At 57.8% G+C, this 14230-nt stretch carries 11 protein-coding genes and 2 tRNA genes; 6 read left to right on the top strand and 7 right to left on the bottom strand.

Annotated features, from left to right (window positions below):
* Nucleotides 1-19: 19 nt before the first annotated feature.
* The 5 genes from ACAM27_RS09785 to alaS form a co-directional block, all read right to left on the bottom strand.
* Nucleotides 20-96 (bottom strand) — tRNA-Arg (locus ACAM27_RS09785).
* Between the two features lie 55 nt (nt 97-151).
* Nucleotides 152-241: transfer RNA gene (locus ACAM27_RS09780), tRNA-Ser, on the bottom strand.
* A gap of 126 nt (nt 242-367) precedes the next feature.
* On the bottom strand, nt 368-565 hold the full coding sequence (csrA, locus tag ACAM27_RS09775) for a carbon storage regulator CsrA (protein WP_011784483.1): 198 nt from the start codon (nt 563-565) through the stop codon (nt 368-370).
* A gap of 172 nt (nt 566-737) precedes the next feature.
* Nucleotides 738-1976: an aspartate kinase gene (locus ACAM27_RS09770; RefSeq protein WP_011784482.1), complete on the bottom strand. Its 1239-nt coding sequence runs from the start codon at nt 1974-1976 to the stop codon at nt 738-740.
* 105 nt (nt 1977-2081) lie between these two features.
* Nucleotides 2082-4712: an alanine--tRNA ligase gene (alaS, locus tag ACAM27_RS09765; protein WP_278800384.1), complete on the bottom strand. Its 2631-nt coding sequence runs from the start codon at nt 4710-4712 to the stop codon at nt 2082-2084.
* Nucleotides 4713-4870: 158 nt separating this feature from the next.
* Between alaS and ACAM27_RS09760 the strand changes: the two genes are divergently transcribed.
* Nucleotides 4871-5407 (top strand): RDD family protein, encoded by a 537-nt coding sequence (locus tag ACAM27_RS09760; protein WP_219194515.1) that lies wholly within the window; start codon nt 4871-4873, stop codon nt 5405-5407.
* A gap of 8 nt (nt 5408-5415) precedes the next feature.
* Here ACAM27_RS09760 and lptG read toward each other — a convergent pair whose 3' ends face one another.
* Both lptG and lptF read right to left on the bottom strand, forming a co-directional pair.
* A complete protein-coding gene (gene lptG, locus ACAM27_RS09755; RefSeq protein ID WP_011784479.1) occupies nt 5416-6477 on the bottom strand; it encodes an LPS export ABC transporter permease LptG in 1062 nt (353 codons plus the stop codon).
* On the bottom strand, nt 6470-7573 hold the full coding sequence (gene lptF / locus ACAM27_RS09750; protein WP_369611860.1) for an LPS export ABC transporter permease LptF: 1104 nt from the start codon (nt 7571-7573) through the stop codon (nt 6470-6472). Before lptF ends, lptG begins: the two co-directional genes overlap by 8 nt.
* 237 nt (nt 7574-7810) lie before the next feature.
* Here lptF and ACAM27_RS09745 point away from each other — a divergent pair, with 237 nt between their 5' ends.
* The 5 genes from ACAM27_RS09745 to ACAM27_RS09725 all read left to right on the top strand — a co-directional run bounded on the left by ACAM27_RS09745 (nt 7811) and on the right by ACAM27_RS09725 (nt 14217).
* The gene (locus ACAM27_RS09745) at nt 7811-9301 is read left to right on the top strand and encodes a leucyl aminopeptidase (RefSeq protein WP_369612874.1); all 1491 of its coding nucleotides are present in this window, start codon (nt 7811-7813) and stop codon (nt 9299-9301) included.
* Nucleotides 9291-9803 carry a DNA polymerase III subunit chi gene (locus ACAM27_RS09740; RefSeq protein WP_014421883.1) on the top strand — a complete coding sequence of 171 codons (513 nt, stop codon included), beginning with the start codon at nt 9291-9293 and terminating at the stop codon, nt 9801-9803. The genes ACAM27_RS09745 and ACAM27_RS09740 overlap by 11 nt, the downstream gene beginning before the upstream one ends.
* A gap of 91 nt (nt 9804-9894) precedes the next feature.
* The gene (locus ACAM27_RS09735) at nt 9895-12747 is read left to right on the top strand and encodes a valine--tRNA ligase (RefSeq protein ID WP_011784475.1); all 2853 of its coding nucleotides are present in this window, start codon (nt 9895-9897) and stop codon (nt 12745-12747) included.
* 4 nt (nt 12748-12751) lie between these two features.
* A complete protein-coding gene (locus ACAM27_RS09730; protein WP_113880475.1) occupies nt 12752-13636 on the top strand; it encodes a ketopantoate reductase family protein in 885 nt (294 codons plus the stop codon).
* A gap of 23 nt (nt 13637-13659) precedes the next feature.
* A complete protein-coding gene (locus tag ACAM27_RS09725; protein ID WP_014421886.1) occupies nt 13660-14217 on the top strand; it encodes a cob(I)yrinic acid a,c-diamide adenosyltransferase in 558 nt (185 codons plus the stop codon).
* Nucleotides 14218-14230 lie beyond the last annotated feature (13 nt).

Genomic DNA, 14230 nt, shown 5'->3' with positions numbered 1-14230 from the left:
TGAAACTGGTTTGCGATGTTGGCGCGGCTGGGAGGATTCGAACCTCCGACCGCCTGGTTCGTAGCCAGGTACTCTATCCAGCTGAGCTACAGCCGCGCATCGCAACGTTGAGTGCTACCTCAACTGTTCTCACTTCTCTCCGGGGAGAAAATGGCGGAGAGGGAGGGATTCGAACCCTCGGTACGATTGCTCGTACGGTTCCTTAGCAGGGAACTGGTTTCAGCCACTCACCCACCTCTCCTTGAGAACGGGGCGTATACTACCATAATTTTTCTGTTTTCATAGGGTTGACACGACTTTTTTCTGGCCGATTTTCCCCACAATCAAAAAAGCCGTCCGGGTTACCCTCGAACGGCTTTTTAACTGATCAACGATTGCCCGATTCCGGCTCTTCGGAGCCTTTTTCAGATTGAATTCGCTGATAGATTTCTTCGCGGTGAACCGCCACATCTTTTGGCGCGTTCACACCGATGCGTACCTGATTCCCCTTTACACCCAGAACGGTGACGGTAATTTCGTCGCCGATCATCAGGGTTTCGCCAACACGGCGAGTCAAAATCAACATATCCCTTACTCCCTATTCCAGAGCTACCTGTTCCGACAAACACTACTGTTTACTTCTTGCTTTTATAATGAGATCACTTCAGACACTAAAGACGCAGAAATACTTATACTTACCTGAATCCTGATAGCTATCTTCAATGACCTTGATCAGAGAGCATTTGAGACCTCCTGCCTCAGGCACTCTCCTCCACCCCGGCTTTATCCAGCTCGAACGCACTGTGCAGTGCGCGAACGGCAAGCTCGAGATACTTCTCATCAATCACCACCGAAATCTTGATTTCTGACGTGGAGATCATCTGAATATTGATGCCCTCATTGGACAGCGCTTCAAACATCTTGGTTGCAACGCCCGCATGGGAGCGCATACCCACGCCTACGATGCTGACCTTCGCGATCTTGGTATCTCCACCCACTTCACCGGCACCCAGCTCAGCGGTAACACCGCGCAACACTTCCTGGGCCCGTTTGAAATCGTTGCGATGCACCGTAAACGTAAAGGCAGTCTTGTTATCCTCGCCCACGTTCTGAACAATCATATCTACTTCGATATTAGCATCACTGACGGGCTTGAGAATCCGCAGTGCGCTGCCCGGTGTATCGGGCACACCAGAGATCGTCAGCTTGGCTTCGTCACGATTGAAAGCAATGCCGGAAACAACCGGTTGTTCCATGGCGTTCTCATCCTCAAAAGTAATCAGGGTGCCCTCGCCTTCCTGAAAGCTGGACAACACCCTTAATGGAACGTTGTATTTACCTGCAAACTCAACTGAGCGAATCTGGAGTACCTTAGAACCCAGACTAGCCATCTCGAGCATTTCTTCAAATGTAATGCGCTCCAACCGGCGGGCACTGTCCACTACCCTTGGGTCAGTTGTGTAAACACCATCTACATCAGTATAGATCTGGCATTCATCGGCTTTCAGTGCCGCCGCCAGGGCAACCGCCGTGGTGTCAGAACCGCCACGGCCGAGCGTGGTGATATTGCCGTTGTCATCAATGCCCTGGAAGCCGGCTACCACAACCACCCGACCGGCATCCAGATCTTCCCGCATGCGCTGCTCATCAATCTGCTTGATACGCGCCTTGGTATGGCTGCTGTCCGTGAGAATCCTGACCTGGGAACCGGTGTAGGACCGGGCATCGCAGCCCCGCTTCTGGAGCGCCATGGACAACAGGGCAATGGTTACCTGCTCGCCGGTGGAAACCAGAACGTCCATCTCACGGGGGGTAGGCTCATCCATAATATCGTTGGCGAGTGCAATCAAACGGTTGGTTTCACCGCTCATGGCCGAGACCACAACCACGACATCGTGCCCTTCTTTGCGGAACCGACAGACCTTGTCAGCTACCGCTTCAATCCGCTCGGTTGTCCCGACGGACGTACCACCAAATTTCTGAACCAGCAGAGCCATGTTTCCCAAACTCCGAAACGGGGTGTCACAACGGGGCTAGGCGCCCCGCCATTAAAAACAAACGGGCGGGATTATAAACCTCCGCCCGTATCAGAAAACAGTTGTTTACCCGATATTTTGCTCAACCCAGGCCGGTACACCAGCCAGTGCTTCGGCCAGACGGGATGGATCATTACCACCACCCTGGGCCATGTCGGGGCGACCGCCGCCTTTGCCATCTACCAGCGAGGCCAGATGCTTCATTAAATCGCCAGCCTTGATGCGGTTGGTGGCGGACTTGGTAACACCGGCCACCAGCACCACCTTTCCGTCTTCGACAGTGGCCAGCACCACAACGCCCTCGCCCAGCTTGTTCTTGAGCTGATCCGCAGTTTCCATCAAGGCCTTGCGGTCAGCGCCTTCCATCTCGGAGGCCACCACTTTCAGGCCTGCCACTTCGACCGCGGAACCAGCCAGATCAGTACCCGCGGAACTCGCCAGTTTTGCTTTCAGGGCATCGACATCCTTCTCAAGCTGGCGATTGCGGTCCAGAACCTGCTTGACCTTGTCGACGACAGAATCACGGGTGCCCTTCACCAGACGTGCGGTCTCGCGCAGCGTACGCTCGGTTTCATCAACCCATTCCAGCGCACCCAACCCGGTTACAGCCTCAATACGACGAACGCCAGAGGAAATGCCGCTTTCGGAGGTAATGCGGAACAACCCGATATCGCCGGTACGGGCAACGTGAGTACCACCACACAGCTCAACAGAGTATTTGTCGGTACCCATGGTGAGCACCCGTACTACATCACCGTACTTCTCACCAAACAGAGCCATCGCGCCTTTTTCCTTGGCGGTATCCATATCGGTAATGTCGATATCTACCGGCGTGTTCTCCAGGATCTGCTCGTTAACCGTACGCTCGATTTCTCTCAGCTGCTCCGGCGTCACGGCTTCAAAATGGGAGAAGTCGAATCGCAGTTTGTCCGGGTCGACCAGCGAGCCCTTCTGGGTAACGTGTTCCCCCAGGATATTGCGCAGGGCCGCATGCAGCAGGTGCGTAGCCGAGTGGTTGCGCTTGGTGCGTTCACGACGGGCATGATCAATCCGCGCATCCACTTCCAGCCCGGGGAACAGCTCACCTTCAATCAGGGTGCCCACATGCAGGTGGTTATCACCTTCTTTGCGGGTGTCGGTTACCTGGAAGCGGCCACCGCTCCAGGTCAGCAGGCCGGTATCACCCACCTGACCACCAGACTCCGCATAGAACGGCGTGCGCTCCAATACCACCACACACTCATCACCCGCTTCCGCGTTACGCTCCTCACCGTTGACCAGCACCGTGCGGATACGTTCATGACCATCGACGTGGTCATAACCGGTAAACTCGGTCTTGCCCTCAATCGTGATGCCGGCGGCATTGTAGTCGATACCAAACTTGCTGGCGGCACGAGCCCGGTCGCGCTGGGCCTCCATGGCTTTTTCGTAGCCTTCGTAATCCAGAGTCAGACCACGCTCGCGGGCAATATCGTTGGTCAGATCGACCGGGAACCCATAGGTATCGTAAAGAGTAAACACGGTTTCACCGGGAATCTCGGTACCCTTCAGCTCCGCAATGTCCTGCTCCAGCAGGCGCAGACCTTTATCCAGGGTCTTGGCGAACTGTTCTTCCTCCTGCAGCAACACCTTTTCGATCTGCTTGCGACTACTCACCAATTGCGGATAGGCCTCGCCCATCAGTTCAACCAGAGCGCCGGTAAGCTTGTAGAAAAACGGCTGGGTAGCACCGAGCTTGTTGCCGTGGCGAGCTGCGCGACGAATAATTCGGCGCAGAACAAAGCCGCGCCCTTCGTTGGACGGCATCACGCCGTCGGCAATCAGGAAGGCGCAAGAACGGATATGATCCGCCACCACGCGCAGAGACGCTTCTGTGGTGGCCGCACCACCCAGGATCTCGGATGCCGCCTTCAACAGGTCCTGGAACAGGTCGATTTCGTAGTTACTGTGAACACCCTGCAGAACCGCAGCAATCCGCTCCAGCCCCATGCCGGTGTCCACCGAGGGCTTGGGCAGGTTCAGCATCTCGCCGTCGGCAGTGCGGTTGTACTGCATGAAAACCACGTTCCAGATTTCGATGTAGCGGTCGCCATCTTCTTCCGGGCTGCCGGGAGGCCCACCTGCCACATCCGGGCCGTGATCGAAGAAAATCTCGGTGCACGGGCCGCAGGGTCCGGTATCACCCATCTGCCAGAAGTTATCGGAGGCGTAGCGGGCGCCTTTGTTGTCGCCGATGCGCACAATCCGTTCCGCCGGCACACCGATTTCCTGGTTCCAGATATCAAAGGCTTCGTCGTCTTCGGCGTAAACCGTTACCCACAGCTTCTCCTGGGGCAGGTTGAGGTGCTGTTCGCCAGTCAGGAACGTCCAGGCAAAATTAATGGCCTCGCGCTTGAAGTAATCGCCGAAGCTGAAGTTGCCAAGCATCTCGAAGAAGGTATGGTGGCGCGCTGTATAGCCCACGTTTTCCAGATCATTGTGCTTGCCTCCGGCACGCACACATTTCTGGGAGCTGGTCGCTCGTGTATAGTCGCGCTCCTCGCGGCCGAGGAAAAGATCCTTGAACTGGTTCATCCCCGCGTTGGTAAACAGCAGAGTGGGATCATCGTGGGGTACCAGTGAACTGCTGGGCACAATGGCATGCCCTTGCTGCTGGAAATATTCTAGGAATGCTTGTCGCAACTCTGCGGTTTTCATAGACCTTTGATACCTTTCGACCTGATACACCTTGCCAGACACCCGCCGAATGAACCGCCGGGTCTGAGGTTAAATGCGATTACTTACATGCGTGTGCAAATCGGCTACTCTAGCACACGCCGAGAACTTGAAAAACGTGAAAACTCACAGGAGACGCCATGCCCCGACGCTTTCATGAAGCCGATGAACTTCTGCCACCGGCGACCGGCCTGAAACGCGCCCTGGCCATTATTTACGATGGACTGATCAGTATCGCCGTGCTGCTTGTCGCCAGTTGGGTATACACCATGATTGCTGGATGGATTACGGGCTGGGATCGCTATGAACAAATGGCCGAAGCCGGTGAAATCTCAGGAGATCCGGGGCTGACCTTCGTTCTGTTTCTGGTGTTGTATCTGTTTTTCGCCTACTTCTGGACCCGCATCGGCCAGACCCTCGGCATGCAGGTATGGCGCGTTCGCATCGAGAATCTTGATGGCACCTCCGTGAGCTGGACCCAGGCCCTGATTCGCTATGTTACCGCTGCGATCGTCGTTTTCCTGAGCATTCTCGGCGCCTACTACCTGGGCGCGCTGACGTTGCTGCTCAGCATCCCGGCCATCATCGCGTTGTTCTATCCCATCAATGGGCTGTCGCTGACCGACCGCACCTCCAACAGCGTGGTTGTTCAGGTGGCCAGGCCCGAGAAGAAATAGGTCTGGCGCTACCCCGCCCGACGCATCAGGACGGCTCCGACAATACCGTTAACAACAATCGGAGCCAGCACTGCAATCAGCGGATTAAAGCCATAAACCATACTCATCGGCCCCAGCAGATCCTGCATATACTTGAACAGCAATCCCACCAGCAGACCGGTAAATACCCGGAACCCCATGGTCACAGACCGCAGTGGCCCGAACACAAAGGAGATGGCGACCAACACCATCACCGCCGTACCCAGAGGCATCAGTGCCTTTTTCCAGAACGCGAGCCAGTATTGCGCCGCACTCAGCCCCTGCTCTCCGAGATAGGCCGCGTAGGTATAAAGGCCCGTCATCGACAGATTCTCCGGCTTCACAATCAGTACACTCAGCACGCTCGGCGACAGGCCGGTCTCCCAACGCAGTGACGCACTCACATCACGCACCGTCCGCTCCGGTTCAATGCGGGTGGAGGTCACGTTCTCCAGCAACCAGTAGTCGCCCTGATAAATGGCACGCTCGGCGAAGCTGGCAACCTGCAATTGCCGGGCATCGTCAAACCGGAACAGCGAAACCCCATGCAACACACCGTTTGGCTGAACCGCATTCAGGTGCATGAAGGTATTGCCTTCGCGATGCCACACCCCTTCCGCGGAAGCCACGCTGCTCCCCGCACCCAAGGCCACCGCCTTGTCACTCTGGGCAATACGTTCGGTGGTCGGCGCGACATACTCACCAATCGCCACGCCGAGCAGAACCACGATCAGCGCCGGCTTCATGGCAGACCAGACAATGCGTTTGAGCGACACGCCGGCTGCCCGGATCACCGTCAGCTCCGAGGAACTGGCCATGGAGCCCAGGCCGACAAGGCAACCCATGAAGGCCCCAAGAGGCAGGTAATCGTAGATTCGCCGTGGCAAGGTCAGCGCCACATACCACAGCGCCTGCAGGGTTTGATATTCGTTGCGCGTGTCTTCCAGTTCAGCAATGAATGCAAAGATCACATCCAGCGACAACACCACAACCATAACCAGGAACATGGCGCCGCCAACAGTACGCATCACATAACCATCGATCTTATGCACGCTGGCGCCCCTCCCTCTCAAGACGACGACGGTTCAGCCACCCGGGGCCAAACTGCAGCCACAGGCCGAGCGCCAGGAACAGCGCATGCACCCAGAGCATACCCACCCATTCAGGCACCTTTTCATCCGCCAGCGCATCCCGCGCCACAATCAGTAAGCCCAGATAGGTGATGTAAACCAGCATGGCTGGCAACAGATGGAAAAACCGCCCCTGCCGGGGATTCACCCGGCTGAGCCGCACGGCCAGCAAGGTGACGATGGGCACAATCAACGGTAACGATATTCGCCAGTGCAAGAGAGCCCGGTCTTCCGGATCATCCGAGTTCCAAAGCGCCAGCGTACTCAAGCCTTCCTCCAGCTCTTTGCTGCCCTCCTGGCCGCTGACAATCTTCAAACCGTAGGCTTCAAATTCAGTGACATTGTAATCAAGCTGGCCGGGAGCCCCCTGAAAACGACCACCATCCTCCAGCACCAGAAACCGGCTGCCGGTTTCCTCATCAATGAACTGGGAGCCAGACTCCGCAGTGATCAGAGTGACACCCTTACCGTCCTTGTCGTACTCGGCAATAAACACCCCCTGCAACTGGCGCTTGTCGTCGCTCAGGGCCTCGGTGTAAGTGACCCGATCACCGGAGGTAAAGTCCTGAAACCGCCCCGGGGCCAGCATTTCAAACTCGGTGGCCTTTCGCTGCTCATTAAAGATGTGCTCCACCTGTTTCATGCCCCAGGGAGAGATGTAAAGGCTCATGGCCCCTACCACCAGCATGACCGGCAACGCCCCAAGCAACGTTTTCGCCAGCAACTGCTTTTCACTCACACCGCAGGCGAACAACACCGTCATCTCGCTTTCGAGGTACATCCGGCCATACGCCAGCAGAATTCCGATAAACAGGCCCAGGGGCAGAATTAATTCCAGAAACCCGGGGAAACGATACCCCATAATCGCAAACAGGACGCCGGCCGCAATCTCGCCCTCAGCAGCATCGGCCAGATACTTGATAAAACGCCCACTCATGAACACCAGCAACAGAATGCCTGACACCGCAAGCATACTGACCACGATCTGGCGAATGAGGTAACGGAAGATAATACTCAAATCAGTCTCTCTGGCGGCGCCGTCATTGGAGATGGAGGTTAAGGAGAACAGCGCGTATTCTATGTAACCTCGCCGACGAATGACAGTACGGGGCCTACACGATAAAACCATCGTAACGAAGCGGGCACCCGGCTTGATTAATAAAGGCTTTGCCCCAATCCTTATGAGCATTGCCATCAACATTCAATTCAATTGAATAAAGCATAATCTGACAACGGAGTTGCCATGAGAGTTGCCATGAATTTCAGCCTGAGCAGCAAAGCCATCACGACCACCAAAGCCGACTGCCTGGTTATCGGCCTGCCTGAGAAAGGCGAGTGGCCAGAATCCACCAAAGCGGCAGACGACGCGCTGGGCGGACTGATCAAGCAACTCGAGAAAGCCGGCGACCTGACCGGCAAGAACGCCTCCGTGAATACCCTGCCCCTGGTGGATCAACCCTGGCAGCGCGTTGTGGTAATTGGCACCGGCAAAGATGCAGACCGCACAGCCACAGCCTATCGTAAGAGCCTGATTGCCATGACCGGCGCATTGAAAGATGGCCCCTCCAAAAGTGCACTGATCAGCCTGACCGATACTGCGGTTCAGGGCGAAGCTGCGGTCAGCTCTGAAGAAGCCCGGCTAAACCTGATTGGCCGGATTCTGGAAGACCAGCTCTACACCTTCACCGAATTCAAAAGCGACAAGCCTGCCGCCCGCAAACTGAAAAAAGTTGTGGTACAGGCATCCGGCGCCGGCAAGTCCCTGAAAGATGCTTTCAACCTTGGCCTGGCCACCGGCCGCGGCATGAACTACACCAAAGACCTGGGCAACACTCCACCCAACATCTGCCACCCGGTCTGGCTTGCCGAACAGGCCAAGGCCATGGCCAAAGACTACGACTCCATCCAGACCGAAGTTCTGGACGAGAAGCAGATGGAAAAACTGGGCATGAACACCATCCTGGCCGTAGGCAAAGGTTCCAAGCAGCCTCCGCGCCTGATCGTGATGGAATACCGTGGCGGCAAGGCCAAAGACAAGCCCTACGTACTGGTGGGGAAAGGCATCACCTTCGACACCGGCGGCATCAGCCTCAAGCCGGGCGAGGGCATGGACGAAATGAAATACGATATGGGCGGTTCTGCCAGCGTTTTCGGCACCATGAAAGTCCTGGCTGAAACCAAACCCAAGATCAACGTGGTTGCCGTGATCGCTGCCGCTGAAAACATGCCAGACGGCGGCGCCTCCCGCCCCGGCGATATCGTCAAAACCCTGAGCGGCATGACCGTCGAAATCCTCAACACGGACGCCGAAGGCCGCCTGGTACTGTGCGACGCCCTCACCTACGTGAAGAAATTTGACCCGGCAGCCGTGGTCGACATGGCCACCCTCACCGGCGCCTGCATTATCGCCCTGGGCAGTCACGCCACTGGCCTGTTGTCCAACAACGACGAGCTTGCGAACGAACTGCTCGCCGCCGGCGAACGCACCGGCGACCGCGCCTGGCGCCTGCCTCTGTGGGACGAATACCAGAGCCAGCTCGACAGCAACTTCGCAGACATGGCCAACATTGGCGGCCGCCCCGCGGGCACCATTACCGCCGCCTGCTTCCTGAGCCGCTTCGCCAAGGACTACCGCTGGGCCCACCTGGATATCGCGGGCACCGCCTGGAACTCCGGCAAAGCCAAAGGCGCCACCGGCCGCCCGGTCCCCCTGCTGGTCGACTACCTGATGACCCATGCAGGATAACCAGCCAAACCCTTCTCCGGAGCCCGGCAGCCTCGCTGCCGGCCCCTCCGGCCGGGACGATAAAAACCAGCGCTACTGGTTCCACATCCTCGCCCAGAACACCCACGCCGCCCGCAACCTCCACGCCGCCAAACTCGTGGACAAAGCCTGGCAGCAGGGCGACCGTGTGTGCGTTCTTTGTGACACCGAAGAACAGGCCGTGGAACTCGACGACCTGCTGTGGAACTTCACCCCCGAAGCCTTCATCCCCCACAGTATCGCCCAAGACCCAACCACCCCCTGCACCGATCCTGTCGGCATCCTGCTCTACCCGCCAGCCGCGGTGGATTGGGATACCGTTATCGTCCTGTCCTCAACACTGCCCGACGACGCCGACCAGTACGGCCGCCTGGCACTGGTTGCCCACAATGACCCGGCGGTATTGAACCAGGCGCGGGGGCATTACAAGCAGTTGCGGTCACTGGGCATTGAAGCTCGGGTGCATGATATGCGGAAACGCTAGCCAGGTTCGCCGCGATCAAGACGACCATGTATAATCGTCCGATTCAGAATTTCCCTATGTGAATCAACCAAAACGGTCACTGCATAATCCCATGGAAAAAACCTACCAGCCAGAAAACATCGAGCGCCAGTGGTACGAAAACTGGGAATCCAAAGGCTATTTCCGCCCCAGCGGCGAAGGCGACTCCTACAGCATCGCCATCCCGCCACCCAACGTGACCGGCAGCCTGCACATGGGCCATGCCTTCCAGCACACCATCATGGACACCCTAACCCGCTTCAAGCGCATGCAGGGCCGTAACGCACTGTGGACCGTCGGCACCGATCATGCCGGCATCGCCACCCAGATGGTCGTCGAACGCAAACTGGCTGCAGAAGAAGACAAAACCCGCCACGATCTCGGCCGGGAAGAATTCATCAAGCGCATCTGGGACTGGAAAGAACACTCCGGCGGTACCATCACCCGCCAGATGCGTCGCCTGGGCAACTCCGTGGACTGGAGCAACGAACGCTTCACCATGGACGATGGCTTCTACAAAGCCGTACAGGAAGTGTTTATCCGCCTGTACGATGAAGGCCTGGTGTACCGCGGCAAACGGCTGGTGAACTGGGATCCGAAGCTGCACACCGCTATCTCTGATCTGGAAGTTGAAAACAAGGAAGAAAAGGGCTATTTCTGGCACCTGCGCTACCCGCTGGCCGACGGCCAGAAAACCCAGGACGGCAAAGACTACGTCATCGTCGCCACCACCCGCCCGGAAACCATGCTGGGTGACACCGCCGTAGCCGTCCACCCGGACGATGAGCGCTACCAGCATCTGATTGGCCAGCACGTTCTGCTGCCGCTGGTTAACCGCCGCATTCCCATCGTGGCTGACCACCACGCCGATCCGGAAAAAGGTTCCGGCTGCGTGAAGATCACCCCCGCTCACGACTTCAACGATTACGCCGTAGGCAAACGCAACAACCTGCCCATGATCAACGTCATGACGCAGGACGCCAACATTCGTGAAATCGCCGAAGTCTTCAATGCGGACGGCACCGAAAATTCCGAGATTAACAGCGCCCTCCCGGCCGCCTATGCCGGCCTGAGCCGGGAAGCAGCCCGCAAGCAGATTGTTGCCGACATGGAACTGGCAGGCCTGGTCGAGAAAATCGAAGACCACGTGCTGAGCGTACCCCGCGGCGATCGCTCCGGGCTGATTATCGAGCCGATGCTGACGGATCAGTGGTTTGCCGACGCCAAGACTCTGGCCAAACCGGCTATTGAAGCGGTAGAAGACGGTCGCATCCAGTTCGTACCCAAACAGTACGAGAACATGTACTTCGCCTGGATGCGCGACATCCAGGACTGGTGCATCTCCCGCCAGCTCTGGTGGGGGCACCGGATTCCTGCCTGGTATGACGCTGAAGGCAATATCTATGTGGGCCGGAGCGAGGCTGAGGTTCGCAGCAAACATCAGCTCCCGGACACACTGGAACTCAAGCAGGACGACGATGTACTGGACACCTGGTTCAGCTCCGCCCTGTGGACCTTCGGCACTCTGGGCTGGCCGGAAATCACCGAACGGCTGAAGACCTTCCACCCCACCGACGTGCTGGTGACCGGTTTCGATATCATCTTCTTCTGGGTTGCCCGGATGATCATGATGACCATGCACTTCATGAAAAATGAAGACGGCACCCCACAGGTACCCTTCCATACCGTGTATGTCACCGGTCTGATCCGGGACGAGCACGGCGACAAGATGTCCAAGTCCAAGGGTAACGTGATCGACCCGCTGGATATGATCGACGGCATCAGCCTGCCGGACCTGCTGGAAAAACGCACCGGCAACCTGATGCAGCCCAAGCTTGCCGAGAAAATCGGCAAGCGCACCGAGAAGGAATTTCCGGAAGGCATCGCCGCCCACGGTACTGACGCCCTGCGTTTCACCCTCGCAGCCATGGCGACCACCGGCCGTGACATCAACTGGGATATGAAGCGCCTGGAAGGCTACCGCAACTTCTGCAACAAGCTGTGGAATGCCGCCCGCTACGTGCTGATGAACACGGAAGGCGAAGACTGCGGCGTAAACAATGAGCCGGTGGAACTGTCCCTGGCAGACCGCTGGATCATCAGCGAACTGCAGCACTGCGAGCAGGAGGTGATCCGCCACCTGGACCAGTACCGCTTTGACCTGGCCGCCTACGCCCTGTACGAGTTCATCTGGAACGAATACTGCGACTGGTACCTGGAACTGTCCAAACCAGCCCTGAGCGATGACAGCGCCAGTGCCGAAGCCAAACGGGGCACCCGTCGTACCCTGGTACGCGTACTCGAAGCCGTACTCCGCCTGGCGCATCCGATCATGCCGTTCATCACGGAAGAAATCTGGCAACGTATTGCACCGCTGGCCGGCAAGCAGGGCGACAGCATCATGCTGCAGCCCTACCCGCAGCCGGATGCCAGCAAGCAGGATGCCGCCGTGGCCGCCGATATCGAGTGGCTGAAAGGCGTGATTGTAGCGGTGCGTAATATCCGCGGCGAGATGAACATCTCCCCGGGTAAGCAGGTACCGGTACTTCTGAAAGGCGGCAACGCCGACGATCAGCGCCGCCTGAACGACAACCGCCAATTCCTCATTTCCCTGGCCAAACTTGAGAAGCTGGAATGGTTCGAGGGCGACAAAGCTCCCATGAGCGCCACCCAACTGGTAGGCGAAATGGAAGTGCTGGTGCCCATGGCCGGCCTGATCGACAAGGACGCCGAACTCAAGCGCCTGGACAAGGAGCTGGAACGCCTGAACAAGGAAATCGGTCGCCTGGAAGGCAAGCTGAACAACGAAAAGTTCACCGCCAAGGCCCCAGCCGAAGTCGTAGAGAAGGAAAAAGAGAAGCTGAAGGATGCCCAAGGCAGCCTGCAGCGGCTCAGTGCGCAACGGGCAGAAATCGAGGCCATGTAAGGCCATGATCGCCATCCTCGGTGCCGGCTCCCTGGGCCGGCTCTGGGCCGCAACGCTACCTGGCGGGCAGGTAGCGTTTGTGCCCCGCCCGGGGCAGGCCCCAGACCCCGTCTGTTATCGCTTTCAGTCCATTGACGGCGAATCAGCCAATGCCATTATTCCCTGGCTACAACCCGGCCAGTCTCCTGATCTGATCCTGGTGACAACCAAAGCCGGCGACACCCTCGAAGCCCTTAAGGCGGCCCTGCCCTCCATTGCCAAACAGACTCCCATTGTGTTGTTCCAAAACGGCCTGGGGAGCCAGCAGCAGGTCACCGAAACATGGCCGGACCGGCCGGTACTGGCCGCATCCACGACCGAAGGCGCAAACCGGCCCGCCCCCGGGCTGACCGTTCACGCTGGCCGCGGCACTACCTGGGTCGGCGCCCTGAACCCGGCGGGGAATCCATTGGTCGAAAGGGTTGCCCAACAACTCGCCAGCAGCGGCCTCATGGTCCACCCTGAACACGATATACTCGCCAGGCTCTGGCAAAAACTGGTGATCAACGCCGGCATAAACGCCTTTACGGCCATTCTGGATTGCCCTAACGGAGAGATTCTGACACAACCGTTTTACCTGCAATGGATTGCCCCCTTGTGTGAGGAGATCAGCCGCCTGCTCCCTGCCGCCGGACAACCGCAACAAGCCCCGGAAAACCTGCGCGAGACTATTGAGGCTGTCGCCCGCAAAACCGCCGCCAACACGTCTTCCATGCGGGCTGATGTAAAGGCAGGCAGAACCACGGAAATCGACTTCATTAACGGTTACCTGGCGCGGCTCGGCCATCAACATGGCATACCGGCACAGGTGAACCAAATGCTCGCCGAACAGGTACAACAACTGAACTGACTTTTACCAGAGGGAGCAAGACCATGGGCAATCGCCTGTCGAAGATCTACACCCGAACCGGAGACGACGGCTCTACCGGCCTGGCCGATGGCAACCGTATCGCCAAAAATGCCCAGCGAGTGGAAGCCATGGGTATGGCCGATGAGCTGAATTGCCATATCGGCGTTTTGATTGAGACGCTTCCCTCTGGCGACCGTCTGATCGATACCTTCCGGCGCATTCAGCATCACTTATTTGATCTGGGCGGCGAATTTGCCATCCCGGGCAGCAAGGTGATCAGCGACAATCACATTGAGTGGTTGGAGCAGACTCTGGACGAGTACAACACCGACCTGCCGCCGCTAAAAAACTTCATCCTGCCCGGGGGCTGCCCTGCCGCAGCGCAATGTCATCTGGCACGGGCGGTCTGTCGCCGGGCCGAGCGCGTGGTGGTGGCCCTTGGCCACGAGGACTCCATCAATACTGCCTCGCGTCACTACCTGAACCGGTTATCCGATCTGCTGTTTGTCATCGCCCGGGTGCTGGCTCGCCGGGATGGCAGCCAGGAGATTCTCTGGGAGCAAAAAAAATCCGGCCTCTGAGGCCGGATTTTTC

It is taken from the genome of Marinobacter sp. RI1, assembly GCF_041155085.1.
Taxonomy (GTDB): Bacteria; Pseudomonadota; Gammaproteobacteria; order Pseudomonadales; family Oleiphilaceae; genus Marinobacter; species Marinobacter nauticus.
This window is presented reverse-complemented; position numbering and strand designations above follow the sequence as displayed.